At 64.8% G+C, this 26,113-nt stretch carries 28 protein-coding genes; 10 read left to right on the top strand and 18 right to left on the bottom strand.

Going from position 1 to position 26,113, the window contains the following annotated elements:
* Positions 1-22: 22 nt before the first annotated feature.
* From FJ471_RS02355 to FJ471_RS02385, 7 genes are all read right to left on the bottom strand, one after another.
* Entirely contained in the window at positions 23-343 is a 321-nt protein-coding gene (locus FJ471_RS02355; protein WP_224669360.1) for a hypothetical protein, read from the bottom strand.
* 93 nt (positions 344-436) lie between these two features.
* On the bottom strand, positions 437-1,402 hold the full coding sequence (locus FJ471_RS02360; RefSeq protein WP_140801563.1) for a 2-dehydropantoate 2-reductase N-terminal domain-containing protein: 966 nt from the start codon (positions 1,400-1,402) through the stop codon (positions 437-439).
* A gap of 95 nt (positions 1,403-1,497) precedes the next feature.
* On the bottom strand, positions 1,498-3,153 hold the full coding sequence (locus FJ471_RS02365; protein WP_140801564.1) for an FAD-binding dehydrogenase: 1,656 nt from the start codon (positions 3,151-3,153) through the stop codon (positions 1,498-1,500).
* 40 nt (positions 3,154-3,193) lie between these two features.
* Positions 3,194-4,180, bottom strand: coding sequence for a Gfo/Idh/MocA family oxidoreductase (locus FJ471_RS02370; protein ID WP_140801565.1), 987 nt, complete (start codon positions 4,178-4,180; stop codon positions 3,194-3,196).
* Positions 4,181-4,477: 297 nt separating this feature from the next.
* Positions 4,478-5,053, bottom strand: a complete 576-nt coding sequence (locus tag FJ471_RS02375) for a YceI family protein (RefSeq protein WP_140801566.1) — start codon at positions 5,051-5,053, stop codon at positions 4,478-4,480.
* Between the two features lie 67 nt (positions 5,054-5,120).
* A complete protein-coding gene (locus FJ471_RS02380) occupies positions 5,121-5,690 on the bottom strand; it encodes a cytochrome b (protein ID WP_140801567.1) in 570 nt (189 codons plus the stop codon).
* 255 nt (positions 5,691-5,945) lie between these two features.
* Entirely contained in the window at positions 5,946-6,836 is an 891-nt protein-coding gene (locus FJ471_RS02385) for a LysR family transcriptional regulator (protein WP_140801568.1), read from the bottom strand.
* Positions 6,837-6,933: 97 nt separating this feature from the next.
* On the opposite strand from FJ471_RS02385, the gene FJ471_RS02390 reads away from it, so the two are divergent.
* Positions 6,934-7,929 (top strand): aldo/keto reductase, encoded by a 996-nt coding sequence (locus FJ471_RS02390; RefSeq protein WP_140801569.1) that lies wholly within the window; start codon positions 6,934-6,936, stop codon positions 7,927-7,929.
* Between the two features lie 234 nt (positions 7,930-8,163).
* Here the strand turns inward: FJ471_RS02390 and FJ471_RS02395 are convergent, their stop codons facing one another.
* The 9 genes from FJ471_RS02395 to infC all read right to left on the bottom strand — a co-directional run bounded on the left by FJ471_RS02395 (position 8,164) and on the right by infC (position 15,758).
* Positions 8,164-8,766, bottom strand: coding sequence for a nucleotidyltransferase family protein (locus tag FJ471_RS02395; protein ID WP_140801570.1), 603 nt, complete (start codon positions 8,764-8,766; stop codon positions 8,164-8,166).
* Between the two features lie 47 nt (positions 8,767-8,813).
* Entirely contained in the window at positions 8,814-11,222 is a 2,409-nt protein-coding gene (gene pheT, locus FJ471_RS02400; RefSeq protein ID WP_140801571.1) for a phenylalanine--tRNA ligase subunit beta, read from the bottom strand.
* A 4-nt stretch (positions 11,223-11,226) separates the two neighbouring features.
* Positions 11,227-11,649, bottom strand: a complete 423-nt coding sequence (locus FJ471_RS02405; RefSeq protein ID WP_140801572.1) for an ASCH domain-containing protein — start codon at positions 11,647-11,649, stop codon at positions 11,227-11,229.
* 4 nt (positions 11,650-11,653) lie between these two features.
* Complete coding sequence (locus FJ471_RS02410; RefSeq protein ID WP_140801573.1) at positions 11,654-12,085, bottom strand: GFA family protein; 432 nt, start codon at positions 12,083-12,085, stop codon at positions 11,654-11,656.
* Complete coding sequence (gene pheS / locus FJ471_RS02415) at positions 12,082-13,134, bottom strand: phenylalanine--tRNA ligase subunit alpha (protein WP_224669373.1); 1,053 nt, start codon at positions 13,132-13,134, stop codon at positions 12,082-12,084. Before pheS ends, FJ471_RS02410 begins: the two co-directional genes overlap by 4 nt.
* A 201-nt stretch (positions 13,135-13,335) precedes the next feature.
* Positions 13,336-13,737, bottom strand: a complete 402-nt coding sequence (gene rplT, locus FJ471_RS02420; RefSeq protein ID WP_042637600.1) for a 50S ribosomal protein L20 — start codon at positions 13,735-13,737, stop codon at positions 13,336-13,338.
* Positions 13,738-13,777: 40 nt separating this feature from the next.
* A complete protein-coding gene (gene rpmI, locus FJ471_RS02425; RefSeq protein WP_027166935.1) occupies positions 13,778-13,981 on the bottom strand; it encodes a 50S ribosomal protein L35 in 204 nt (67 codons plus the stop codon).
* 329 nt (positions 13,982-14,310) lie between these two features.
* Positions 14,311-14,958, bottom strand: coding sequence for an isoprenylcysteine carboxylmethyltransferase family protein (locus FJ471_RS02430; RefSeq protein WP_140801575.1), 648 nt, complete (start codon positions 14,956-14,958; stop codon positions 14,311-14,313).
* Between the two features lie 263 nt (positions 14,959-15,221).
* Positions 15,222-15,758 carry a translation initiation factor IF-3 gene (infC, locus tag FJ471_RS02435; RefSeq protein ID WP_010912915.1) on the bottom strand — a complete coding sequence of 179 codons (537 nt, stop codon included), beginning with the start codon at positions 15,756-15,758 and terminating at the stop codon, positions 15,222-15,224.
* A gap of 215 nt (positions 15,759-15,973) precedes the next feature.
* Between infC and FJ471_RS02440 the strand changes: the two genes are divergently transcribed.
* The 4 genes from FJ471_RS02440 to FJ471_RS02455 all read left to right on the top strand — a co-directional run bounded on the left by FJ471_RS02440 (position 15,974) and on the right by FJ471_RS02455 (position 19,364).
* A complete protein-coding gene (locus FJ471_RS02440; protein WP_140801576.1) occupies positions 15,974-16,747 on the top strand; it encodes an alpha/beta hydrolase in 774 nt (257 codons plus the stop codon).
* Entirely contained in the window at positions 16,747-17,889 is a 1,143-nt protein-coding gene (locus FJ471_RS02445) for a benzoate/H(+) symporter BenE family transporter (RefSeq protein ID WP_140801577.1), read from the top strand. Before FJ471_RS02440 ends, FJ471_RS02445 begins: the two co-directional genes overlap by 1 nt.
* Positions 17,890-18,005: 116 nt before the next feature.
* Positions 18,006-18,485, top strand: a complete 480-nt coding sequence (locus tag FJ471_RS02450; protein ID WP_140801578.1) for a DUF2852 domain-containing protein — start codon at positions 18,006-18,008, stop codon at positions 18,483-18,485.
* A 120-nt stretch (positions 18,486-18,605) separates the two neighbouring features.
* Positions 18,606-19,364, top strand: coding sequence for a M48 family metallopeptidase (locus FJ471_RS02455; protein WP_140801579.1), 759 nt, complete (start codon positions 18,606-18,608; stop codon positions 19,362-19,364).
* 303 nt (positions 19,365-19,667) lie between these two features.
* Here the strand turns inward: FJ471_RS02455 and FJ471_RS02460 are convergent, their stop codons facing one another.
* Positions 19,668-19,883 (bottom strand): hypothetical protein, encoded by a 216-nt coding sequence (locus FJ471_RS02460; protein ID WP_140801580.1) that lies wholly within the window; start codon positions 19,881-19,883, stop codon positions 19,668-19,670.
* 110 nt (positions 19,884-19,993) lie between these two features.
* Here FJ471_RS02460 and FJ471_RS02465 point away from each other — a divergent pair, with 110 nt between their 5' ends.
* The 5 genes from FJ471_RS02465 (at position 19,994) to FJ471_RS02485 (ending at position 25,438) form a co-directional block, all read left to right on the top strand.
* On the top strand, positions 19,994-20,653 hold the full coding sequence (locus FJ471_RS02465; RefSeq protein ID WP_140801623.1) for a phosphoribosylanthranilate isomerase: 660 nt from the start codon (positions 19,994-19,996) through the stop codon (positions 20,651-20,653).
* Between the two features lie 89 nt (positions 20,654-20,742).
* Positions 20,743-21,993 (top strand): tryptophan synthase subunit beta, encoded by a 1,251-nt coding sequence (trpB, locus tag FJ471_RS02470; RefSeq protein WP_140801581.1) that lies wholly within the window; start codon positions 20,743-20,745, stop codon positions 21,991-21,993.
* 2 nt (positions 21,994-21,995) lie between these two features.
* On the top strand, positions 21,996-22,835 hold the full coding sequence (gene trpA, locus FJ471_RS02475) for a tryptophan synthase subunit alpha (protein ID WP_140801582.1): 840 nt from the start codon (positions 21,996-21,998) through the stop codon (positions 22,833-22,835).
* A gap of 95 nt (positions 22,836-22,930) precedes the next feature.
* Entirely contained in the window at positions 22,931-23,857 is a 927-nt protein-coding gene (accD, locus tag FJ471_RS02480; RefSeq protein WP_140801583.1) for an acetyl-CoA carboxylase, carboxyltransferase subunit beta, read from the top strand.
* A gap of 255 nt (positions 23,858-24,112) precedes the next feature.
* Positions 24,113-25,438 carry a folylpolyglutamate synthase/dihydrofolate synthase family protein gene (locus tag FJ471_RS02485; RefSeq protein ID WP_140801584.1) on the top strand — a complete coding sequence of 442 codons (1,326 nt, stop codon included), beginning with the start codon at positions 24,113-24,115 and terminating at the stop codon, positions 25,436-25,438.
* 6 nt (positions 25,439-25,444) lie between these two features.
* Here the strand turns inward: FJ471_RS02485 and FJ471_RS02490 are convergent, their stop codons facing one another.
* Positions 25,445-26,110, bottom strand: coding sequence for a GntR family transcriptional regulator (locus tag FJ471_RS02490; protein ID WP_140801585.1), 666 nt, complete (start codon positions 26,108-26,110; stop codon positions 25,445-25,447).
* Positions 26,111-26,113: the final 3 nt, after the last annotated feature.

Genomic DNA, 26,113 nt, shown 5'->3' on the forward strand with positions numbered 1-26,113 from the left:
CTGTCGCCATACCCAGCCCAGGTCAGGCCGGCACGGCTTCATCGGCCTTGGCCAGCATACGATAGTTGCCGACGATCTTCGCCGGCGCCCTGGCAAGCGGCGTCGAGCGCCGTTCGGCATGATTGGCGCCGAACGCCTTGAACGCGTCGATCTCGGTCAGCGCCGAGCTGTCCTTGTCGTAGCCGACGAGATGCACGAATTCGCCATTCTCCAGTTCGAGCACCAGATAGCGCAGGGTTTGCGGCTGCGTTTCGTCCAGCGCCTCGAACACTTTTGCCACCAGTGCCCGGTTCTCGGCGATGCTGGCGTCCTTCACGCCGTAGCGGATGAGATTGTAGGTCATGGTCGTCTCCTGTTTGTGGGTGCAGGAGGAAGACGTTCCGCAGGCCAGAAAGGATTCTCAGGCCGGGTCCTATTTTTTGATCGCCTCCGGCGATCAGCCGATTCCGCCGATCATGGAGACGATCGTGTCGTCGCCGGCCGATTGCGGTCGCATCCGGCCGCTGGCCAGCTCGATCGACAGTTTGCACAGAGCAGAGTTGACGGGCGTGGCTATGCCGTGCAGTCGTCCGAGAAGGACGATCTCGCCGTTGAGAAAGTCCGTCTCAAGCGAGCCGGTTCCGCGCACGATGCTCTGCAGCGTCGATGACCCGACACGCACCCGGCCCGGGACTGTAGTGATGGTCAGTTGTTCGCGGGCCATGGCGTCGGTTTTGTCCCAGTCGATCCCGGCCGCGCTCATCACCGCCTCGGCTTCGGCCCGTGCCTTCGCATGCCATTTCCGCTGCAACTCAACCTCCCCGAGCGCCGCGTCAATGATGTTTCGAAGGTTGGCCAGCAGCTTGCGATATTTGCTGCTCATCACATTGTCCCTGGGATCGACTATGAAACCGGACGCGCTGAGAACCCCGCCCAGTTTCTCGACAGAGTCGTCGATTCCTGAAGGATAGCGGCCGATATCGAAGGCGCCGATCTTGGGCCCGAAATAGGCGGTGACCTCGCCTGGCGTCTCGTAGTCGGAAGGCAGCATCACTGTCGCGCCATAGACATTGGCGAAGAAGCGCAACGCGAGCGGCTCATTGGCAACGCCGTTCTGGAAGCAGAATACGGGCTGCGCCGCTGCACCGGCGGCTTTGAGCCGCTGCAGCGCGCCGAGTGTATCGGGGGTCTTCATCGTCAGGAGCACGACATCGTCGCCCCTGAAGGAAATCTCCGCCGGGTCGGCATGGACGGGGAAGCGCGCGGTCTTGGTGCCTTGCGGGGTGGAAAGCGTCAGCCCGGAGGCGCGAATGGCGTCGAGCTGACGGCCGCGGGCAATGCCGATGACGTCATTTCCGGAAAAACTCAGCTGGGCCGCGATGGCGCCACCGACCGCGCCGATGCCATAGACGATGATGCGCATGCTACTCCCGTTGTGATTGGAGTTTCGGTCGATAACGATTGGCCGAAAAAGCCTACAGCGTTGTCGCTGAACCGGCGATCACCCGTGCCTTCCGTTCACGCAATCGTGGCCGCCGCCGCCCGCCCCGCGCTGCGCCCCGAAAAGATGCAGCCGCCGAGGAAGGTGCCTTCCAGCGCCGCGTAGCCATGCACGCCGCCGCCGCCGAAGCCAGCCGCCTCGCCGACCGCGTAGAGTCCCGGCACCGGCTGGCCGCCAGCATCGAGCACGCGGCTGTCGAGGTCGGTCTGCAGGCCGCCCAGCGTCTTGCGGGTGAGGATGTTGAGGCGCACCGCGATCAGCGGGCCGTTGGCCGGGTCGAGCATCTTGTGCGGCTTTGCGGTGCGGATCAGCTTGTCGCCGAGATAGGCGCGGGCGCTACGCAGCGCCGTGATCTGCGCATCCTTGGAGAACGGATTGTCGAGCTGCATGTCGCGGGCGCGGATCTCGCGCTCGACCTGCGCCACCTCGAGCAGCGGCTCGCCGCCGGCCAGCGCGTTCATGCGCGCCACCAGCTTCGAAAGATCGGCCTCGACGATGAAGTCCTCGCCCTTGTCCATGAAGGCCTTCACCGGACCGGGAATGCCCGATGTCGCGCGGCCCAGCACCTGCCGCCAGCTTTTGCCCGTCAGATCGGGGTTCTGCTCCGAGCCCGACAGGGCGAACTCCTTCTGGATGATCTTCCTGGTCAGGATGAACCAGGAATAGTCGAAGCCGGTGCTCATGATGTGGCTGAGCGTGGCTAGAGTGTCGAAGCCCGGATAGAGCGGCACCGGCAGCCTTTTGCCGCGCGCGTCAAGCCACAACGAGGACGGGCCCGGCAGGATGCGGATCGCATGCTCGGTCCAGACCGGCGCCCAGTTTTTTATCCCCTCGACATAGTGCCACATCCGGTCGCGGTTGATGATCGAGCCCCCAGCCGCCTCGGTGATCGCCAGCATGCGGCCATCGACGTGATCGGGAACGCCGGTGATCATCCGCTTCGGTGGCGCGCCCAGGCGCTGCGGCCAGTTCTGGCGCACCAGCTCGTGATTGCCGCCGATGCCCCCGGAAGCCACGATCACCGCCTGCGCGTGAAGCTCGAACTCGCCGGTCACTGCGCGCGAGCTCTTGCGGCCGCGCTCGGCGCTGCTCGGCTCCAGCACATCGCCGCGCACGCCCGTCACCGTATTGCCGGTGCGGGTGACCTCGTTGACCCGGTGGCGGAACCTGAACTCGACCAGCCCGCGCTTTTGCGCCTCGCGCACGCGCAGCGCGAACGGCTCCAGCACGCCGGGCCCGGTGCCCCAGGTGATGTGGAAACGCGGTACCGAATTGCCGTGGCCGGTCGCATTGCCGCCGCCGCGCTCGGCCCAGCCGACGACGGGGAAGAATTTCAAGCCGCGCTCGATCAGCCAGGAGCGCTTCTCTCCGGCGGCGAAGTCGACATACGCCTCGGCCCATTTGCGCGGCCAGAAATCCTCCGGACGGTCGAAGGCGGCCGTGCCCATCCAGTCCTCGAGCGCGAGGTCGTGCGAATCGCGGATGCGCATGCGCCGCTGCTCCGGCGAATCGACCAGGAACAACCCGCCGAACGACCAGAAGGCCTGGCCGCCCAGCGACTGCTCCGGCTCCTGGTCGACGATGATGATCTTCCTGCCGGCGTCGGTCAGCTCGGCCGCGGCGGCGAGGCCCGCCAGCCCCGCGCCGACAATGATCGCGTCCGCGTCAGCCATGTTTCCTCCCAGAAGTTAGCCGGCAGCCTATTGCGACGTCTCAGACGTTCTCCCAGCCGTCCTTTTCGCCGGCGCGGAAGATGGCGTCGATGACCTTCTGGTTCAGCACCGATTCCTCCAGCGTGAAGACGCGGTCCTTGCCGCCCTGTGCCGCGCGTACGAAGGCCTCGCATTCCAGCCGATACTGCTGCGTGCCGGGGAAGCGGAACACCTGCGCTTCGGTGTGGTTCTGGTTGTGCAGTTCGATGCGGTGGTGCTCGTAGAGCCCGGCATTGAAGGGGCCGAAGACCTCGATGAAGCCTTTCTCGCCGTGGAACACCATCACCTGCCGCGCCGCCATCTGCGTCGACAGATAGAAAGACAGCTCGAAATCGCCGAAATCGGCGCGGATCGAGGAATAGATGTCGGTGCCGAATGTCTTGTCGCGCTCGATCGTCGCCTGCACGCGAAGCGGCTCCTTGCCGGTCGAAAAGCGCGTCGACACCGTCGGATAGACGCCGATGTCGGGCAGCGCGCCGCCGCCGAGATCGAGCTGGTTGCGCATGTTCTTGGGATCGACATTGTAATAGGAGAACGCACCCTGCACGTGACGCAGCCGGCCGATGGCGCCGCCGGCGATGAGGTCGCGCACCTTGATCCACTGCGGATGGTAGACGACCATGAAGGCTTCGCAGACCTGCACCTTCTTTTGGTCGCGCAGCTTGATCAGCGGCGGGATGTCCTTGGCGTCGAGCGCCAGCGGCTTTTCCACCAGCACATGTTTCCCGGCTTCGATCGCCTTGGCCGTCCATTCGACATGCTGCGAGGTCGGCAACGGGATGTAGACGCCGTCGACCTCCTTGGAGGCAAGCAGTTCCTCATAGGAGCCGAAAGCATGGCGGGCGCCGAAACGCTCACCCAGCGCCTTGGCCTTCGCCAGGTCGCGGCTGGCGATCGCCGACAAGACGCCGTTCTCCGAATCCACGATTGCCGGCAAAAGCTGCTCGCGGCCGATCTTCGCCGTCGACAGAACACCCCATCGGAACATCACGCTTCTCCATGTCGGTTTACAGGCAACGAGGTTTGCCCGAAATCGAGGGAAAAGCCAATGCGGGAAGCTCCGTTCCTCGCCCCACGCAGTGGGGAAGAGGTGGCCCGGCAAAGCCTGGACGGAGAGGGGCCTTCGTAGAGCGCGAGCTGCCGGAGCGGGGCACTTTATAGGGCTCGCCGACCACTTCGATATCAAAGGGCTCTGCCGTCGCGGAGGGCGTCCCCCGCTCCGTCTCGGGCTTCGCCCGAGCCACCTCTCCCCCGCCTTCGCGGGGGCGAGGAAACTAGGTCGTGCTCAGCCCCTCTTGCCCATCAGCGTCATGTCGAAATCGACGATGTTGGAATAGAGCGGCGTGCCGACATCCATGCCGTAGCGCGACCTGAGCACCTTGCCGGTGACGTGGAACCTGATGGTCCCGCCCTTCAATCCGCCGAGCTCGGCCGTGAATTTTTCTGGAAACGTCTTGCCGCGCGCCGTCAGCCTGCCGGTCACCAGCGCCGTCGCGTCGCCGGTGCGGGTCACGCTGGTCGAGCGGAACTGGATTTCCGGATTGTTGGCGGCGTCGAACACCGCGTCGGAGCGCAGGAAGGCGTCGATGCGGCCTTGGCCCGTGCCGACGCTTTCGGGATAGATGGTGAGGTCGACCTTGGAGCGGCCGACATCGCCATTGTCGATGCGGATCGTGCCCTTGAAGCGGCCGAAGGCGCCGTCGAAACCACCGCCGCCGGCCTTGCCGATGGTGAAGCGGATCGACGAGCCCGACGGGCTGATCGTGTAGCTGCCGGCGGCGTCGCTGAGCGCCACCGCGGCAATGGCAGGCACGGCAAGGCAAGCGGCAAAGGCCGCCAATCCGAGGATGCGCGCGTTCATGGGTTTCTTCCTTCCGCAGATACGCTTCTTCTGCGTTCTCGCCCCACCAACGAATGATGGCGCGGTTCTATTCCCTGCCTGACGAAGGTGTGATCATGCGCGTCAGCACGCTGTCGCGCAGCAGGAAATGATGGCGCAGCGCCGCCGCGATGTGCAGCGCCACCAGCGCGATGCCGGCATAGGCGAGGTACCAATGCGCCGCCGACCAGAAGCTTTCCGCCGCATCGGATTCGGCCAGTGGCAGGTTGGGCATCACGAACAGGTCGAACGGCATGGTCGGAATCTCCAGCGTCGAGACCGAGACCAGCGCCCAGCCGGAGAGCGGCAGCGCGATCTGGAAAACATAGAGCGCGAAATGCGCCAGCGGCGCTGTCCTGCGCTCCAGCGTTCCGACCGAAGCCGGCAAGGCTGGCGCCGCATTGCGAAGCCGCCAGGCGATGCGCAGGATGATCAGTCCCAGCAGCAGGAAGCCGAAGGATTTGTGCAACTGGATCAGCTCGAAGGACGCCCGCTGGCTTGTCGTGCGCACCATGACGAAGCCGAGCGCGAACTGGCCGATGAAGACGATGCCGATCAGCCAGTGGAGGATGATCATCGCCCAGCCATAGCGGGCGGAGGTGTTGGTGAGGGATTGCATGGAAGGCGAACGAAGCTGGCGCCGGCTTTCTTCCGCCTTAGCCTGAAGGCGGGCAATAGGGCGCTCCCCTCTTCGTCTCGGCTTTGCCGAGCCACCTCTCGCCACTTTGTGGGGCGAGGAACCTAAACTTGCGAAGGTCGCGACGTCGGCGGTTGGCGTTTCCTCGCCCCGATGAAATGGGAGAGAGGTGGCCGCGCAGCGGACGGAGAGGGGGCCAACGCTGCCATATGCAATTGTACTTTTCGCGGGGACGAGCTACCCGCTCACCTTGAAGAAATCCACGAACGCTCTCAGCGCCGGCCGCATTTGCCGGCGGCCCGGATAGTAGACGAAGAAGCCTTCGAAGGACGGGCACCAGTCCTCCAGCACGTGGACCAGCCTTCCGTCGGCGAGTGGCGCCCGCACATAGGGCTCGAAGACGAAGGCGAGCCCGGCGCCGTCGACAGCCGCCTGGGCGATCAGGTGATCCTCGTCGAGGATCAGCGGCCCTTGCGCGGCGATTTCGATCTCCTCGCCGTCTTTCTCGAACTCCCATCGATAGAGGATGCCGCTGGAGAAACGGAAGCGGATGCAGCGATGGTCGGCCAGCTCGCGCGGATGGCGAGGTTTCGGCATCGCCTCGAAATAGGACGGCGCGCCGACGACGGCGCCGCGAAGATCGGGGCCGATGCGCACCGCGATCATGTCGCGCTGCAGGCTTTCGCCGAGCCGCACGCCGGCGTCGAAACCGCCTTCGACCACGTCGGTGAAGCGGTCCTCGATGACGATCTCCAGCACGATGTCGGGATAGGCGGCGGCAAAGGCGCCGAGCCGAGGCGTCAGCGTCAGATGCGCAGCCGTGCGCGGCACCGTCAGCCGCAGATTGCCGGCTGGCCGGTCACGCGCCTCGACCGCTGTTTCCAGCGCCAGGTCGATCTCGGACAGCGCCGGCCGCAACCGTTCGAGCAATTGCGCGCCCTCCTCGGTCGGCGCGACGCTGCGCGTGCTGCGTGCCAGCAACCGCACGCCGAGCCGCGCCTCCAGGCTCGACACCGCGTGGCTCACCGCTGAGGGCGCGATGCCAAGCTCGCGCGCCGCGCCGCGAAAGCTGGCGCATTGGGCGACGGTTGCAAGCACGGCGAGCTGCGAGAGGTTGGTGCGGTTTATTGTTCTATTTTATAGAGCAAGCCGTGCAAAAGAGACAGAATTATCGAACGCATTGCAAGGCACTATCTCATCGCCATCGCAAACAAGGAGATGCGCCATGCAAACCCGCAAGCTCGGAACTGAACTCGAAGTCTTCCCCGTCGGCCTCGGCTGCATGGGCATGAGCTTCGCCTATGGCGGCCAGTCGGAGGCCGAGGCGATCGCCACGCTGCGCCGCGCCGTCGAGATCGGCGTCACCTTCTTCGATACGGCCGAAGTCTACGGTCCCTTCGAGAACGAGATCCTGCTCGGCAAGGCGCTGAAGCCGGTGCGCGACAAGGTCACCATCGCCACCAAATTCGGCTTCAAGATTTTGGACAAAGGCACGGGCATCGACCGCATGGCCGGCGTCGACAGTCGCCCCGAACACGTCAAGGCGGTGGCCGAAGCCTCGCTGAAGCGGCTCGATACCGATGTCATCGACCTCTACTACCAGCACCGCGTCGACCCGAACGTGCCGATCGAAGACACGGTCGGCGCCATGGCCGAACTCGTGCGCGAGGGCAAGGTCCGCGCGCTCGGCCTGTCGGAAGTGAGCGGCGCGACGCTGCGCCGGGCGCATGCCGTGCACCCGATCGCCGCCGTGCAGAGCGAATATTCGCTGTGGAGCCGCGATCCGGAGGACGAGATATTCGCCGTCTGCCGCGAGCTTGGCATCGGCTTCGTGCCCTACAGCCCGCTCGGCCGCGGCCTGCTCACCGGCACGATCGGCAAGCCGGACGCGCTCGGCGCCGACGACTGGCGCCGCACACTGCCGCGCTTCCAAGCCGAGGCGATGGAAGCCAACAACGCCGTCATCGCGGTGCTGGAGAAGATGGCGGCAGAGAAGGGTGTCACGTCGGCGCAGCTGGCGCTCGCCTGGGTGCTGCACCAGGGCGATTTCATCGTGCCGATCCCGGGTGCGCGTAAGATACGCCACCTTGAGCAGAACACGGCGGCGGCCGGGATTGAGCTCAGCGCTGCGGAGGTGGCGGCGATCGGCGACGCGCTGTCGCCGGATAAGGTGGTCGGCAAGCGCTATACGGAGGAGCTGCTGGCGCTGGTGAATGGGTGAGCAAAAGGGGCGCTTCGGCGTCCCTTTTTCGAAGGTCGGTGCGAGGCCCCCCTCTCTGTCCTGCCTGACATCTCCCCCTCAAGGGGGGAGATTGGCAGCTTCGGCGCGGGCGCGCTTCCTTTGCAACGTTGGCGATTAGCGAAAGCGGGCGTGACATCTAATCCCCCCTTGAGGGGGAGATGCCCGGCAGGGCAGAGAGGGGGGCCTCGCGCCGGCTCATCTTATCTCTGCGCCCTACCAGGCCACCACCTCAATCTCCGGCCAATACTCCTTGGCGCGCTTCCCCTTCACCTCATGCGTCCGCTGATTGTCCAGCGCCCGGTTCGGCGTGATGCGAAACGAAAAAACATCATCCAGCCCGAACGGCGCAACCAAATCCAGGCACCCCTCGGCATCGTACCGCACCCCGACAGCATGCGTCTTCGACGCAAAATAGCTCACCGACTCGCTGGCGCTCGCATACCTCGGACACGCCTGCCCAAACTTCACCGGATACCACAGATGCACCCGCGCCTGGTTGCGCACCTCGACCGGGAGCGGCAATCCCTGGAAATGCTGCGCCGCCCGGCGGATCACCGCATCCTCGGCCTCGTAGGAGAGGTCGGCGTCGTCGAAATAGAACAGGTCGACATCCTTGATGCCGTATCCAGGCGGCTTGCCGGTCAGATGGTTCCACACGCTGTTGTAGAGCGCGCCGGAAACCACCAGCCAATCCGGCAGCGCGAGCTGGCGTACACGCGCCAGTGTTTCATCGAGCAGCGGGTCGGCCGCGACGATGGCGAGGAAGGCCTCGCGCTGCGCTTCGAAGGAAAGGCCGGAATAGCGGAGATGGTCCATCGCTCTTTGGAGGGCGATTCGCCATGCTCCGACAATCCCTGAAAGCGTTAGGCCCGCAGCACGCCGCCCGTTTGCTTGTTGACGTTCTCGACGATGCGCTTGGCCAGCGCCTCGAAATCCTCGTCGGTCAGCGTCTTTTCGACCGGCTGGATCGACACCTCGATGGCGATCGACTTCTTGGCAGCGCCCAGCGACGCGCCCTCGAAGACGTCGAACACCGAAACGCCGGTGACCAGCTTCTTGTCGGCGGCAAGGGCGGCCCGTACCAGCGTGCCGGCCTCCACCGACCGGTCGACGACGAAGGCGAAGTCGCGCTTCACCGCCTGGAAGGGTGAAAGCTCCAGCTTTGGCTTGGTGCGCGTCGGCTTGGCCTTCGGCTCCGGCACGGCGTCGACGAAAACCTCGAAGCCGCAGAGCGGACCCGACACGTCGAGCCCGTCCAGCGTCTTCGGATGGAATTCGCCGAAGGTGCCGAGCACGGTCTTCGGCCCGAGCTTGATCGTGCCGGAGCGTCCCGGATGATACCAGGCCGGGCCGCCGGGCTCGATCTGCAGCCGGTCGACCGGCGCGCCGCAGGCTTCGAGCGCCGCGATCGCGTCCGCCTTGGCGTCGAACACGCCGACCGGTCCGGCATTGCCGGCCCAGCTGCGCCCCGAACCGTCGAGCTTGGCCGTGCCGCGCCTGACGCCAGCGGCCACGCGCCGCTGCTGGTCGGCGGCATCGCCCTCATAGGTGCCCGAGACCTCGAACAGCGCCACGTCGCCGATGCCCTTGTCGGCATTGCGCTGCGCGGCCGCGATCAGCCCCGGCAGCAGCGAAGGCCGCATGTCGGACATGTCGGCGGCGATCGGGTTGGCGAGCTTCAGCGCCGTCTGGCCGCCGCCGAAGAGCTCGGCGTGCTTGGCCGGGATGAACGACCAGGTGACGGCCTCCATCATGCCGCGCACGGCCAGCGCGCGCTTGGCCGCCCGCGTGCGAACCTGCAGCGTCGTCAGGATCTTGCCGTTGACCGCGTCATGTGAGGTGAGCGGCTGCGGTGCGATGTTGTCGACGCCGTGGATGCGCATCACCTCCTCGACGAGATCGGCCTTGCCGTCGACGTCCGGACGCCAGGACGGCACCTTCACCTTGACCGTGTCACCCGATCCCTGCGGCTCGAAGCCGAGGCGGGTCAGGATGCCGAGAGCTTCCTCCCTCGGCACCTCGATGCCGGTCAGCCGCTTCACTTCCGAGAGCGGGAAGGTGACGACTTTCGCCTTGTGGCCGGCATAGCCCGCCACCTCGATCTCCGACGGCGTGCCACCGCAGAAGTCGAGCACCAGCTTGGTCGCGAGCTCGACGCCCGGCACCATGAATTCCGGGTCGACGCCGCGCTCGAAGCGGTAGCGCGCGTCGGTGATGATGCCGAGCGCGCGGCCGGTGCGGGCCGTGGTGATCGGATCCCAGAGCGCCGACTCGATCAGCACGTCGGTGGTGTTCTCGTCGCAGCCGGAATGCTCGCCGCCCATGATGCCGGCGATCGACTCGACGCCATTGTCGTCGGCGATCACGCACATTTCGGGCGTCAGCGTGTATTCGCGCCCGTCCAGCGCCAGCACCGTCTCGCCTTCCCTGGCGCGGCGCACCACGAGGTTGCCGGCGACCTTCTTCGCGTCGAACACATGCAGCGGCCGGCCGCGATCGAAGGTGACGTAGTTGGTGATGTCGACCAGCGCGCTGATCGGTCGGAGCCCGATGGCGATCAGCCGCTGCTGCAGCCATTTCGGCGACGGGCCGTTCTTGACGCCCTTCACCAGCGCCAGCGCGAAGCCCGGGCAGAGCTCCGGCGCCTCGATCGTGACCTTGACCGGGCAGAGGCCGTCACCGGCATGCGGCATGATCCCGCCGCCAGTCAATCGGCCGAGACCGCTTGCCGCGAGGTCGCGCGCAATGCCGTAGACGCTGGTCGCGTCCGGCCGGTTCGGCGTCAGGTTGATCTCGATGACCGGATCGTCGAGATGCGCGTAGGCGGCGAAGCTGGTGCCGACCGGCGCGTCCTGCGGCAAATCGATGATGCCGTTATGCTCGTCGGAGATTTCCAGCTCGCGTTCGGAGCACATCATGCCGTGGCTTTCGACGCCGCGGATCTTGCCGACCGACAGCGTCACGTCGATGCCCGGAACATAGGTGCCGGGCGCCGCGAAGGCGCCGATCAGGCCCGCGCGGGCGTTGGGCGCGCCGCACACCACCTGCACCGGCGGCTTGCCGTCGCCGGTGTCGACGGTCAGCACCCGAAGCCGGTCGGCGTCGGGATGCTGCACTGCCGTCAGCACCTTGGCGATGACGAAGGGCTTCAGGCCCGCCTTGTCGTCGACATGTTCGACTTCCAGGCCGATCGCGGTCAGCCGCTCGACGATCTCGGCAAGCGAGGCGTCGGTCTCGAGATGATCCTTGAGCCAGGAGAGGGTGAATTTCATCGTTTCACACTTTCGTATCTTCTTGAGCGAGCACTTCGACCAGCCTGAAGCGTTCGCAAACCAATTTCATGTCAGGCGAAAACCCGCCATTGCGTTCGAAGTAGGCGCGATGGGCGTCGCGCCAGTATGCGTAGCTCAAATCGCCTTCGCCTTCGTCACGGGCAAAGTCGGTGTCGACCTCGTCAAAGCGCCGGACTATGGCTTCGACGGTCTCGATGACGGCGGCGCGCCGGCCGTGTCCGTCGAGCACGACATCGCGACGACCCACCTCCGGCACCGGCTCGGCGCCGCCATAGTCGCGCAGCGCGCCACAGGTCGCGGTCTTGCGGCCCGACAGCACCAGCGCCAGCAGCTCGTCGGCGAGTTCGGGACTGTCGCCGAAGCGGAAGGTCACCGCGTTCGCATAGGGATCGGCAATTGGGCTCACGCGCTCATGCCCCGGCTAGTCCTTCGCCATCGGGCCGGGCTACGCTGGTCTTCAGATGCCTGGGCAGATCGTCCGGCATATGCAGGAAGGGCAGTTGCTCACGTACATAGGCATGCAGCGTCGGCTTGAAATAAGCCGGCATGTCCATGGCGCCGAGCATGAAACAGATCTGGTTGTCGAGCCGCTTGTCGACATAGGCGATCGGCGAGCCGCAGATACCGCAGAACGAGCGCTCCACCGGGCCGTTGCGGTAGCTTTTCAGCGATTTGCCGTTGAGCGCGACCTGGTCGGCCAGGAAGCCGACAAAGGCCGACACCGGCGCGCCGCTGGCACGCCGGCAATCGCCGCAATGGCAATAGCTGATGTGGTGCGGCTCGGCTGACGCCTCGAACCGCACCGCGCCGCAGCGGCAGCCGCCGGTGTGAGGTGCCGTCATGCAGAGAGGCCTCCGAACAGCGTCGGCAGGTCGAGCGGCCGGAAGCCGTAATGCGACAGCCAGCGCACATCGGCGTCGAAGAAGGCGCGCAGGTCCGGCATGCCGTATTTCAGCATGGCGATGCGGTCGATGCCCATGCCCCAGGCAAAACCCTGGTATTCGTTGGGATCGAGCCCGCCGGCGCGCAGCACATTCGGGTGCACCATGCCGCAGCCCAGGATCTCCATCCAGTCGGAGCCTTCGCCGAAGCGCACTTCGCCTGGACGCGAGCGGTCGCACTGGATGTCGACCTCGAGGCTGGGTTCGGTGAACGGGAAGAAGGACGGCCGGAAGCGCATCTTGACCGACGGCACCTCGAAGAAGGCCTTGCAGAACTCCTCCAGCACCCATTTCATGTTGGCGACATTGGCCGACTTGTCGACCACCAGCCCCTCGACCTGATGGAACATCGGCGAGTGCGTGGCGTCCGAATCCTGCCGGTAGGTCTTGCCGGGGATGACGATGCGGATCGGCGGCTTCTGCTTCTCCATGGTGCGGATCTGCACGGGCGAGGTGTGCGTGCGCAGCAGCTTGCGCTCGCCCTTCTCATCCGGCTGGAAGAAGAAGGTGTCGTGCATCTCGCGCGCCGGATGTCCCTCGGGGAAGTTCAGCGCGGTGAAATTGTAATAGTCGGTCTCGATATCCGGACCTTCGGCGATGGCGAAGCCGAGATCGCCGAAGATCGCCGCGATCTCGTCGATCACCTGGCTGATCGGATGGATGCGGCCGCGCTCGGCCGGCGACTGGCGCACCGGCAGCGTGACGTCGACCGTCTCGGCGGCGAGCCTGGCTGCGACCGCCACGTCCTTGAGCTCCGCCTTGCGCGCGGTGAGCGCTTCGGTGACTCGGTTCTTCAAGCCGTTGATCGCCGGACCTTTCACCTGGCGCTCCTCGGCGCTCATCGCGCCCAGCGTCTTCAGCATTTCGGAGACCGAGCCCTTCTTGCCCAGCGCCGAGACGCGCACCGCCTCGATCGCGGCCTCGTCCGAAGCCGCCGCGATGTCGGCCATCAGCGAAGCTTCAAGGGTTTCAAGATTTCCAGCGGTGGCGTTCACGGCGAATTCTTTCTATCGGTGGCTGTCATCAGCGTGCGTCACGATTTTCGTTTCGCGGTACGATTCTTGTTGCATCGGGCATAAGAAAAACCCGCGCCAGCCGTGCCAGCGCGGGTTCCCCAAATCAGTCCTAAAAAATGCTTGGGAAGCGCTGGCTTAGGCGACAGCGCTCTCAAAAGCATTCGGCGTGGTGTTCTTCAGATATTCGAGCGCGACCTTGGCCTTGGCGACGAGCGCGGCGAAAGCCTGCGGCTCGTGGATGGCCATGTCCGAAAGGACCTTGCGGTCGATCTCGATGCCGGCCTTGTTGAGGCCGTCGATGAAGCGGCCATAGGTCAGGCCGTGCTCGTGGGTCGCTGCGTTGATGCGCTGGATCCACAGCGCGCGGAACGAGCGCTTGCGGTTCTTGCGGTCGCGGTAAGCGTACTGCAGCGACTTCTCCACCGCCTGCTTGGCGATGCGGATGGTGTTCTTGCGGCGGCCGTAGAAGCCCTTGGCGGCTTTCAGGACCTTCTTGTGCTTGGCGTGGGCGGTAACGCCTCTCTTTACGCGTGCCATGTCATGATCTCCTTAAATACTGTTCCTGAAACCGAAATGCTCAGAGGCCGTTCGGCAGAAAATTCTTGATGACCTTCTTGCCGTCCGGTTCAGCCAGAACCATCGTGCCGCGGGCATCGCGAATGAACTTGTTGGAACGCTTGATCATGCCGTGGCGCTTGCCGGCGGCAGCCGACAGCACCTTGCCGGTGGCAGTAATCTTGAACCGCTTCTTGGCGGCCGATTTGGTCTTCATCTTGGGCATTTTGCTACTCCGTATTGGTGGCGCACCATCGCGCTTCTTTTTTCGCTTCGGGCCGACCAAAGCCCGAAAAGCAAATGAAACCGCCACGGCATGCCCTGCCGGGCGGTTTTCTTGGAACGGCGGTCCTATAGATCAAAGACGGCCTGGGTGCAACACCTCAAGCCATGCGACGCGGTGTCTCTGCAGGGTAGGGTGGCTGAGATTGAGGTCAGGCCGAGTCGAGAAAGGTGGATTCCGAGAACCGGAGCGGAGCGTACTTAATGTACGTGAGCACCGGAAGCGCAGGAAGTCGCCGTTCGCAGGCCGGCCTCACCTCAATATCAGTCACCCTAGGGCAGGGTGAACCACACCGGCAGCATCCCCGACTGCTGCAAGCCGTCGATCAGCTCGAAGGCCGGCAGCGCCACCAGGAACACCAGCCCGTCGAGCAACGTGTTCAGCAAGAGGCGCGGCTTGAAGCTGCCAGTATCGCCTTCCTGGTAGAGCGAAAGGTTCGGGAAGAAGCGCGGCACCTTGGCGAGATAGGCCTGGTAAGGCGCGCCGAGCACCTCCTTCAAATACCGCTCCTCGCGCAGGATGACGATGTGGAAGGCGCCGGCGCAGAGCAGCGAAAACAGGATGATGCCGCTGAACGAGCCGATCTGCGCGCCGACGCCGGCCGCCGCCACCGTCGAGAACACATAGAGCGGGTTGCGGGTGATCGAATAGGGACCGCCGGTGACCACTTCGGCCGATTTGCGACCGCCTATATAGAGCGTCGACCACAGCCGCCCGACAATGCCGAGGAAGATCAGGAGCACGCCGAACATCTCGATCGACTCATGCACGGGCGTGTCCGGCGGGAAGGAAGACTGGCCGAACAGCAGCGCGCAGAACAGCACCACGATCAGCACCGCCAGCACGATCCGGCGCATGTGCTGGTAGCCGCCCAAGCCTTCATTCTGGTTGTCGGCCTGGACCTTCACTTCATCGACCATGACCCATCCGATCGTCGATTTGCTCGCGATCGAGGAACTCGATCATCGATTTGTTCGCGACCGGCAAAAGCCGATCGCCGATTTGCTCGCGATCGCGAAGTGATCGTCGAGGTAACCGGCGATCGGATTGAAAACAGGCGCCCCGCCGATCGTCGGGACGCCGTGCCCGGCAATTCGGGCGGATTTTAGAGCGGGACGGAAAGAGCCCGGCTGCTCTCGAAACCGTGATGGACGCGACGCTTTGGCGGCCGCGCCATCCTTGGTCAGCGCGGCGCCAGCACCATCATCATCTGGCGGCCTTCGAGCTTCGGCTCCGCCTCGACCTTGGCGATCGTCGCAACTTCCTCGCGCACCTTGTTCAGAAGCTGCATGCCGAGTTCCATATGCGCCATCTCGCGGCCGCGGAAGCGCAGCGTCAGCTTGACCTTGTCGCCTTCCTCGAAGAAGCGCCGCACGGCCTTCATCTTGGTCTCGTAGTCGTGGCTGTCGATGTTCGGGCGCATCTTGATCTCCTTGATCTCGATGACCTTCTGGTTCTTGCGCGCTTCGGCCGCCTTCTTCTGGTTGGCGTATTTCAGCTTGCCGAGATCGAGGATCTTGACGACGGGCGGCACGGCATTGGGCGATATCTCGACCAGATCGAGCCCTGCCTCTTCGGCGAGCAGCAATGCGTCGTTGATGGAAACATCGCCTCGGTTCTGGCCTTCGGCGTCGATAAGCTGGACCCGGGGAACCCGGATGTCTCGGTTGGAGCGCGGCCCGTCCTTGGTGGGTGCCGCTGCTTTGAAAGGTCTGCGAATGGTCGTGGTCTCCTCGGCCGTTTCGTTCAGGGTTTCTGTAGAGTCAAAATAGGTGGACGCGCCTATGTGGTGAGCGCGGGGCGTGAGTCAATAGCATAGCCGCGTCGCAAAATCACCTGCCGCCTGGCAATTGTCTGCACCAAGCAAAGAAACGCCGCGAGCACTTTTCGTTGAACCCCGGCCTGTGCCAAAAGACCGGCCGAAAGGACAAGCTCATGGCCGCCAGCGCTCCGGTTTTCATCGATGTGGACGGATCGAGCATCGCCGTCAGGCAGGCGCCCGGCGCGGCGCCCGGCGTGGTCTGGCTTGGCGGCTACAAGTCCGACATGCTGGGCACGAAGGCCGAGACGCTTGCCGCCTGGGCCGCTCGCGAGGGCCACGCCTATCTGCGCCACGACTATTCCGGCCATGGCGAGTCGGGCGGCGAATTCGCCAACGGCACGATCTCCAGATGGCTGGCCGAGAGCCTCGCCGTCTTTCGCCGGTTCGGCCAGGGCAATCAGATACTGGTCGGCTCCTCGATGGGAGCGTGGATCGCGCTGCGCATGGCGCAGGAACTGCGCAAGGCGGGCGACGATCGCGTCGCCGGCCTGGTGCTGCTCGCCCCGGCGCCGGACTTCACCGTGGAATTGATCGAGCCGGTGCTGACCGACGCGCAGCGGCAGGATCTCAAGCAAAAAGGCTTCTTCGCCGAGCCGTCCGACTATTCGGACGAGCCTTATATCTACACGCGCGCGCTGATCGAGGACGGCCGGGCCAACCGGGTGATGACCGGGCCGATCGACACGCATTGTCCGGTGCATATCCTGCAGGGCCTGGCCGATCCGGACGTGCCGTCCGGCCATGCCTTGAAGCTCGCATCCATGCTGCCGGCCGACGATGTGACGCTGTCGCTGATCCCGGACGGCGACCATCGCCTGTCCCGTCCCGAGGATCTCGACCTGCTCGAGCGGGCCGTCGGCGACATGGTCAAGCGGGCGGCCGGGTAATGCGCATCTCCATCCCGATATCCGCCTTCGTCGCCGCGATCGTCGGCTTCGGCGGCACGCTGGCCCTCGTCATCGCCGCCGCCAACGCGGTCGGCGCCACCCAGATCGAGACCGCGAGCGGCGTCACGGCGATCTGCCTGGCCATGGTCGTCGAATGCCTGTGGCTCTCCTGGCGCACGAAGATGCCGGTCATCACCGCCTGGTCGACGCCTGGCCTGGCGCTGATCGCGGCTTCCAGCGGCTTCACGATGCCGGAGGCGGTCGGCGCCTTCATGGTCACCGGCGTCCTTTTGGTCGCCACCGGCCTGTTCGGGCCGCTGACCCGGCTGATCGCGAAGATCCCGGCCTCGGTCGCGTCCGGCATGCTGGCCGGCATCCTGGTCAGCTTCGCCGTCAATGCGGTGAAGGCCATTCCCGCCGACCCCTGGCTGATCCTGCCCTTGATCGCCACCTTCTTCGTCATCCGCCTGTTCAATCCGGCTTTATCGGTGCTGGTGGTGCTGATCGCCGGCGGCCTCGCCGCGGTCCTCACCGGCCGCGTCGGCAGCCTGCCGGCGCCGGAATTGTCGACATTGACGTTCATTGCGCCGCAATTCACCGCCTCGGCGACCATTGGCCTTGCCCTGCCCCTCTATCTGGTCACCATGGCCTCGCAGAACCTTTCCGGCCTCGCGGTGCTGCGCGCCGCGGGCTATCATCCGGAGCCAGGTCCGCTGATCGGCGTCACCGGTCTGTTTTCGCTGCTCTCGGCGCCGTTCGGCGCCGCCACCACCAATCTTGCGGCGATCTCGGCTGCAATCTGCACCGGCCCCGATGTCCATCCCGACCCGGCCGAGCGCTGGAAGACCGGGCCGTTCTACTCGCTCGCCTATCTCATCTTCGCGATCTTCGGCGCCTCGCTCGTGGCGATCTTCGCGGTCCTGCCGCAAAGCCTGATCGTGCTGGTCGCGGGGCTCGCCTTGACGGCGCCCCTGGCCAACGCGCTGTCGATCGCGCTGAAGGACGAGGCCGAACGCATGCCGGCCACCGTCACCTTCGCCGTCACGGCTTCGGGGCTCACGCTCTTCGGCGTCGGCGCGGCATTTTGGGGGCTGGTTGCCGGAATGGCAGTGCTTTTCTTGGAAAAACTCAAAAAGCGATAATCATTTCAGATGCTTCGCCGGTTTTGGCCGAACTTGCCTTGAATCGCCTATTTCGCCTTCCCATTTCGATTCCACGCAGCCGGTTTGGCTGTTTCCAACGGAAGGATTTGGAGAAAATGAACACAAGTGCATTGATCCGTCCGGCCTGGACGCCGGCCACCATCGCGCTGATGGTCATCGGCTTCATGGTGTTCTGGCCGCTCGGCTTCGCCATGCTCGCCTACATCATCTGGGGCGACCGGCTCGATGGCTTCAAGCGCGACGTCAACCGCGCCACGGACGGCATCTTCGCCGGCTGCCGTCGCGGCTCCGACAAGGCGGCCCGCTGGGGCCACGGCTCGGCCCGCACCGGCAACGTCGCCTTCGACGACTGGCGCGAGAAGGAGCTCGAGCGCCTGGCCGAGGAGCGTCGCAAGCTCGACGAGATGCTGAGCGAGTTCGACGATTACGCTCGCGAGCTGCGCCGCGCCAAGGACCAGGACGAGTTCGACCGCTTCATGGCGAACCGCAACAAGTCGACCGCGCCGACCACCACCGGCTCGACCGACAAGCCCGCTCCCAACCGCGGCAAGGGCACGAACCTGCTCGACGACTAAGATCCGGCGACCGGTCTTAGGATGATAAAACGGCGTCGCGCGAGCGGCGCCGTTTCTTTTTTGTTCTCTTTGTAGCTTCCCTCCACTGGCCGTTTTTTTCGAATCGCGTATCGTCCAGCCATGACCCTCGGCTTCTTTCGCAATCTGACCAAGCCAAAGCCCACGCCAGTGGTGGAGCGCGAACATTGCGTCGCCGGCCGCACGCTGCCGCTGAAAATCGTCGAAAGCGCCAGGGCCCGGCGGCTCACGCTGCGCATCGATTCCGGCGGCCAGGGCCTGCGCGTCACCGTGCCGCCCGGCCTGCGCCGCGGCGAGGTGGAGAAATTCCTCGACCGCCACCAGGACTGGCTGGAGCAGCGTCTGGCCAAGGTGCCGACGAGGCCGCAGGTGCGTCCCGGCATCAGGATCCCGATCCGCGGCGTGCCGCACCGCATCGTGCATGAGCCCTCCAAGCGCGGCACCGTCGCCGTCTCGCGCGACGAGCGCGGTCCGCTTCTGATCGTCCATGGCGAGCGCATCCATCTGCCGCGCCGCATCGCCGACCACCTCAAGCGCGAGGCCAAGAAGGAGATCGAGAAGCTGGTGGTCAAGCACACCGAGGCGATCGGCAAGCGCGCCAAGGCCATAAGGTACAAGGATACCTCCAGCCGCTGGGGGTCATGCACCTCGGAGGGCAATCTCTCCTTCTCCTGGCGCATCATGATGGCGCCGCCGGCGGTGATAAACTACCTGGTGGCGCATGAGGTGGCGCATCTCAAGGAGATGAACCACGGCCCGAAGTTTTGGAAACTGTGCGAGAAGCTTTGTCCCGACACCGACCGCTGCAAGGACTGGCTGAAGCGCAACGGCGGCGCGCTGCAGGCGATCGTGTTTGAGTAGAGGCGATGGTTGTGCGGGGCCACTGGCCCGCAAACGGTGGAGATTGGCCGAGCCACTCGAGCTTCGTCACTCTAGGGCGAAGCAAGGAGCGAAGCGACACGGCGCAGACCCTAGAATCCATGCCGTGACGTGCGAGCGCCGCAGCGATGCAAAAGACGCTATATCATTGAACGAAAAAGAGGATATCCTCCTACGTCGCGCCCTTCGACCGATGTAACGGCATGGATCCTAGGGTCTGCGCCGCTTCGCGTCGCTCCGCCCTAGGATGACGAAGTTACGGCTGGCGCCCTAGGAACCTCCTCCTCAATCATCATTCGCCGCGTTCAACTCCTCGGGCCGTAGCCCTTCCTCGGTATGCGGCCACGGCAGAAAGTTCCCGTCAAACGCATCGCTGCCGAAATACTCCAGCGCCCGATGCGCCTCGGCGCCGTTGAAGGCGGCCTTGTCCATCAGATGCGTGATCACCTCGCGCGCCTGCGCGATCTTCTGCCTGAGTTCGGCAACGGTCCGGTCGGCCATGCTTGTCGTGCTCCCGCCTGTGGTTCCTATATGAAGGTAGTGTTTTCCGCAGAGCCGGCAACAGCATGCTTTTTCTCGACTCTTTTCCCGTTTCGTGCCAATCCCGCGCCATGACGCTCGACATCAAGATCTGCGGATTGAAGACCGACGCCGCGATGGCCGCTGCCCTTGCCGGCGGCGCCAGCCATGTCGGATTTATTTTCTTCGCCAAGAGCCCGCGCTATGTCGAGCCCGCCGAGGCCGGGCGCCTGCGCGAAGCGGCGCGCGGCAAGGCCAAGGCGGTCGCCGTCACCGTCGATGCCGATGATGCGTTTCTGGACGAGATCGTCGCCAGGATGCAGCCGGACATGCTGCAGCTGCATGGTTCGGAGACGCCCGAGCGCGTGGCGGAGCTCAAGGCCCGTTACGGCCTCCCGGTCATGAAGGTGTTTTCCGTCAGCGAGGCTGCCGATATCGAGCGCATAAAGCCGTTCGTCGGCATCGCCGATCGTTTCATGTTCGACGCCAAGCCGCCGAAGGGATCGCAGCTTCCAGGCGGCAACGGCGTCGCCTTCGACTGGCGCATCCTTGCCGGCCTTGACGCCGGCGTCGATTACATGCTTTCCGGTGGGCTCAACGCCGCCAATATCGGTGATGCCCTGAGACTGGCCAATCCGCCCGGAATAGACGTTTCGTCGGCCGTGGAAAGCGCTCCGGGCGTCAAGGATCCGGCGCTGATCGAGCAGTTTTTCCGGGCCGTCAGGGCCGCGCGCGATGACCGCGCCGCCTGAGCAGGTTCAAACCCGAGCATGTCCCGGAAAAGTGGGAACCGGTTTTCCGACAAGGACATGCTCAGAAGCAAAGAGTCAGGAGATCGGCGATGAACAAGCCGGCAATGCCCAATTCCTTCCGCACCGGGCCCGACGAACAGGGCATGTTCGGCATTTTCGGCGGCCGCTTTGTCGCCGAGACGCTGATGCCGCTGATCCTCGATCTGGAAGACGAGTGGAACAAGGCCAAGAACGATCCCGAGTTCAAGGCCGAGCTGCAGAACCTGTCGACCCATTATGCCGGGCGGCCCTCAAAACTCTATTTCGCCGAGGGCCTGACGAAGCATCTTCGTGAGGTTTCCTCGGCGAAGGGCCTCGGGGGCGGCGCCAAGGTCTATTTCAAGCGCGAGGACCTCAACCACACCGGCTCGCACAAGATCAACAACTGCCTCGGCCAGATCCTGCTCGCCAAGCGCATGGGCAAGAAGCGCATCATCGCCGAGACCGGCGCCGGCCAGCATGGCGTGGCCTCTGCCACGGTCGCGGCGCGCTTCGGCTATCCCTGCGTTGTCTACATGGGCGCCACCGACGTTGCGCGCCAGAGCCCGAACGTGTTCCGCATGAAGCTGCTCGGCGCCGAGGTGCGGCCGGTCACCGCCGGCCACGGCACGCTGAAGGACGCCATGAACGAGGCGCTGCGTGACTGGGTCACCAATGTCGAGGATACCTATTACCTGATCGGCACCGCCGCCGGCCCGCATCCCTATCCGGAGCTGGTGCGCGACTTCCAATCGGTGATCGGCACGGAAGCCCGCGCCCAGATTTTGGAGCAGGAAGGCCGGCTGCCTGATGTCATCATCGCCGCCGTCGGCGGCGGCTCCAACGCCATCGGCCTCTTCCATCCCTTCCTCGACGACAAGGATGTGCGCATCATCGGCATCGAAGCCGGCGGGCGCGGCCTCGACGGCATCGAGCATTGCGCCTCGATGAGCGCCGGCAGGCCCGGCGTGCTGCACGGCAACCGCACCTATCTGCTGCAGAACTCGGACGGCCAGATCCTCGACGGTCATTCGATCTCGGCCGGCCTGGATTATCCCGGCGTCGGTCCCGAGCATTCCTGGCTGCGCGATTCCGGCCGCGTCCAATATGAGCCGATCCTCGACGACGAGGCGCTGGAAGCCTTCCAGCTCACCACCCGGGTCGAGGGCATCATCCCGGCGCTGGAATCGGCGCATGCCATCGCCCATGCGATGAAGATCGTGCCGAAGATGGACAAGGACCAGATCGTCATCGTCAATCTGTCCGGCCGCGGCGACAAGGACGTGCATACGGTGGCCAACATGCTGGGCATGGAGATCTGACAATGACCACCCGCATCGACCGCCGCATGGCGAAGCTCAAATCCGAGGGCCGCCCGGCTCTCGTCACCTACATCATGGGCGGCGATCCCGACTACGACACCGCCTTGGCTATCATGAAGGGGCTGCCCCTCGCGGGCTCGGACATCATCGAGCTTGGCATGCCCTTCTCCGATCCGATGGCCGACGGTCCGGCGATCCAGGCGGCGGGTCTTCGGGCGCTGAAGGGCGGCCAGACGCTGGCCAGGACGCTGAAGATGGCAGCGGAATTCCGCGCCGGCGATAATGACACGCCGATCGTGCTGATGGGCTACTACAATCCGATCTACATCTACGGCGTCGACCGCTTCCTGGTAGATGCCAAGGCGAGCGGCATCGACGGCCTGATCGTCGTCGACCTGCCGCCGGAGATGGATGAGGAGCTTTGCATTCCGGCGCTGAAGGCCGGCGTCAACTTCATCCGCCTGGCGACGCCGACCACCGACGACAAGCGCCTCCCCAAGGTTTTGGAAAACACCTCCGGCTTCGTCTACTACGTCTCGATGACCGGCATCACCGGCTCGGCGCTCGCCGACACCGCCAAGGTCTCGGCGGCGGTCACGCGCATCAAGGGCCACACCGCGCTGCCGGTTTGCGTCGGCTTCGGCGTCAAGACCGCCGAGCAGGCGCGTGTCATCGGCGCCTCGGCCGACGGCGTTGTCGTGGGCACGGCGATCGTCAACGCGATCGCCAACGTGCTGGGACCCAAGGGCGAGAAAACAGCCGATCCGGCGGAAGCCGTGGCCACCCTGGTCAGCGGTCTTGCCCAGGGCGTCCGCTCGGCCCGCCTCGCCGCCGCCGAATAGCCGCACTATTTGTTTCCTCAGCAGTTCGGGCCGGAAATCCGCCACAGATTTTTCCTGAATTGCTCGAAGTCTCTTCCAGGACAGGAGCCGAAGCCATGAACTGGATCACCAATTACGTCCGCCCGAAGATCAATTCGATGCTCGGCCGGCGCGCCGACATGCCGGAAAACCTCTGGATCAAGGATCCCGAGACCGGCGAGATGATCTTCCACAAGGATCTCGAATCCAACCAGTTCGTCATCCCGGCTTCCGGCCACCACATGAAGATCTCGGCCAAGGAGCGGCTGAAATACTTCTTCGACGACGGCAAATACGAGGTGCTGGAAAACCCCAAGGTCGTCCTGGACCCGCTGAAATTCCGCGACGAGAAGCGCTATACCGACCGCCTGAAGGAGGCGAAGGCCAAGACCAGCCTCGAGGATGCGATCCTCAACGGCGCCGGCACCATCGACGGGCTGCCGGTCATCGTCACCGTGCAGGACTTCGCCTTCATGGGCGGCTCGCTCGGCATGGCCGCCGGCGAGGCCATCGTGCATGCCTTTGAGGTCGCGCTGCAGCGCAAGCGGCCGCTGATCCTGTTCGCCGCCTCCGGCGGCGCCCGAATGCAGGAAGGCATCCTGTCGCTGATGCAGTTGCCGCGCACCACGGTCGGCGTCGACCGGCTGAAGGAAGCCGGCCTGCCCTATATCGTCGTGCTCACCAACCCGACCACCGGCGGCGTCACCGCCTCCTACGCCATGCTGGGCGATGTCCAGATCGCCGAGCCCGGCGCCCTGATCGGCTTTGCCGGCCCGCGCGTCATCGAGCAGACCATCCGCGAAAAACTGCCCGACGGTTTTCAGCGGGCCGAATATCTGATGGAGCACGGCATGGTCGACATGGTCGTGTCGCGGCTGGAGATGCGCCAGACCATCGCGCGGCTGTTGAAGATACTGCTCAAGATGCCGGAGGCCGAGAAGCCGCTGGAGCCGGAGATCCTGCCGCCGGCGGTGGTCAACGCCGAGGCGCGGCCGCAAGCCTGAGGCGAGATCGGCCCTGACGCGATATAGACCTGCGCGACATCCTTCGCCGCGAACCGCGATTTGCGTCGCCTGTTGCGTGCTGTAGCCTCTGATTTGCGCATGACCGTTCCGAGACCGATTCCCGGTCTCTGGGTTAGGCGCTAAAGCAATTCCAGGAAAAGTGTGAAACGGTTTTCCGTCCGGAATTGCGTAAACAAAAAAAGAGAGAGCGGTTCAGAATTTCCATGAAACGATGAACTGCTCTAGGATTCCGCCATGACAACGCTTTCCGCCGAACGCGAAATCGAACACCTGATGACGCTGCATCCGAAAGGCTTCGACCTTTCGCTGGACCGCGTCACGCGGCTTCTCGAACGCCTCGGCAATCCGCAGGACCGGTTGCCGCCAGTCATCCACATCGCCGGTACCAATGGCAAGGGCTCCTGCGCCGCCTTCTCGCGCGCGCTGCTGGAGGCGGCCGGCCACCTCGTCCATGTCCACACCTCGCCGCACTTGGTGAACTGGCACGAACGCTACCGGCTGGCGGCCGAAGGCGGCGGCAAGCTGGTGGAGGACGATGTTTTCGCTGAGGCCATCGCGCGTGTCGCGGAAGTCAATGGCGGCCAGAAGATCACCGTCTTCGAGATACTCACCGCCGTCACCTTCATCCTGTTTTCGGAGCACCCGGCGGAAGCGGCGATCATCGAGGTCGGCCTCGGCGGCCGCTTCGACGCCACCAACGTCATCAAGCGACCGGCCGTTTCGGTGATCATGCCGATCTCGATGGATCACGAAGCCTATCTCGGCGACCGCGTCGAGCTCATCGCCGCCGAAAAGGCCGGCATCATGAAGCGCGGCTGCCCGGTGGTGATCGGCGCCCAGGAAAGCGACACCGCGCTTCAGGTGCTGATCGAGACAGCCGAGCGGCTGGACTGCCCGACCGTGGTCTATGGCCAGGATTTCCTCGCTTTCGAGGAGAACGGCCGCATGGTCTATCAGGACGAGGACGGGCTGATGGACCTACCGTCGCCGCGCCTGCCCGGGCGCCATCAATACGCCAACGCCGCGGCGGCGATCGCCGCAGTCAAGGCTGCCGGCTTCGAGATCGGCCACCGCGCCGCCGAGCGGGCGATGACCCATGTCGCCTGGCCGGCACGAATGCAGAAGCTGACGCAGGGCAAGCTGGTCGACCTAGCGCCGAAGGGCGCCGAGATCTGGCTGGACGGCGGCCACAATCCCGGCGCCGGCATCGTCATCGCCGAGGCGCTCGCCGAGCAGGAGGAGAAGAATCCAAGGCCGCTGGTGCTGATCTCCGGCATGATCAACACCAAGGACCAGACCGGCTATTTCAGCGCCTTCAAGGGTTTGGCCCGCCATGTCTACACCGTGCCGGTGACCAACAGCGAAGCCGGCGTGCCGAATGACGAGCTGGCATTGCGTGCCGAAGAGGCCGGCCTGTCGGCCGAGCCGGTCAGCTCCGTCGCCAGCGCGCTGATGCTGTTGCGCGACTCCTGGGACGGCCCGGCGCCGCGCATCCTGATCGGCGGCTCGCTCTATTTCGCCGGCGCCGTGCTGGCCGAGAACGGCACGCCGCCGACCTGAGGGGACTCAGCGGCTCGCCGAGGCCATGCTCGACACAAGTTCCTCGGCGTCGGCATCGGCATGGCGGATGGCCAGCTGGAATGCCGTGTCGGCGTCGCCGCCGACGATCGCGGCGACCAGGGGTTCGTGCAGGGTCGGTATGTCGTGGAGATTGTTGTAGAACCGATCCGTCAGCCGCAGGAACATCCGCGTCTGGCCTTCGAGCCGTTCGTAGATCTCCATCAGCCGCCGGTGTCCGGAAATACCGATGACCGTCCGGTGGAATTCGAAATCCAGCTCCATCAGCTTCCTGCGGTTGCCGTTCGAGGCGGCGGTCTTCATGGCCGCCACGATGTCGGTCAGTTGCTTGCGACCGGCCTCGTCTATGCGTTTCGCGGCCAACCGCGCGCCGAGCGCCTCCAGCGAGTCCCGCAGCATCGAGATTTCGTAGACGTCGGGCTTTTCCACGGTGATGACGAAATTGCCGCGGCGCGGCCGATAGACGATCAGCCCTTGCGCCTGCAGATATTTGAGGGCGCCACGGATCGTGCCCTGGCTGACGTTGAAGCGCGCCGCAAGGTCGAGTTCGATGAGCCGGGTGCCGGGCTCGATCTCGCCATCGACGATGGCTGCCCTCAGCGCCTTGCCGATCTCGCTTTCCAGGGACGGGTGGTTGTCGCCCGAGATTCTCATGGT

Origin of the sequence: Mesorhizobium sp. B2-7-1 (assembly GCF_006440735.1) — a bacterium.
Classification (GTDB): domain Bacteria; phylum Pseudomonadota; class Alphaproteobacteria; order Rhizobiales; family Rhizobiaceae; genus Mesorhizobium.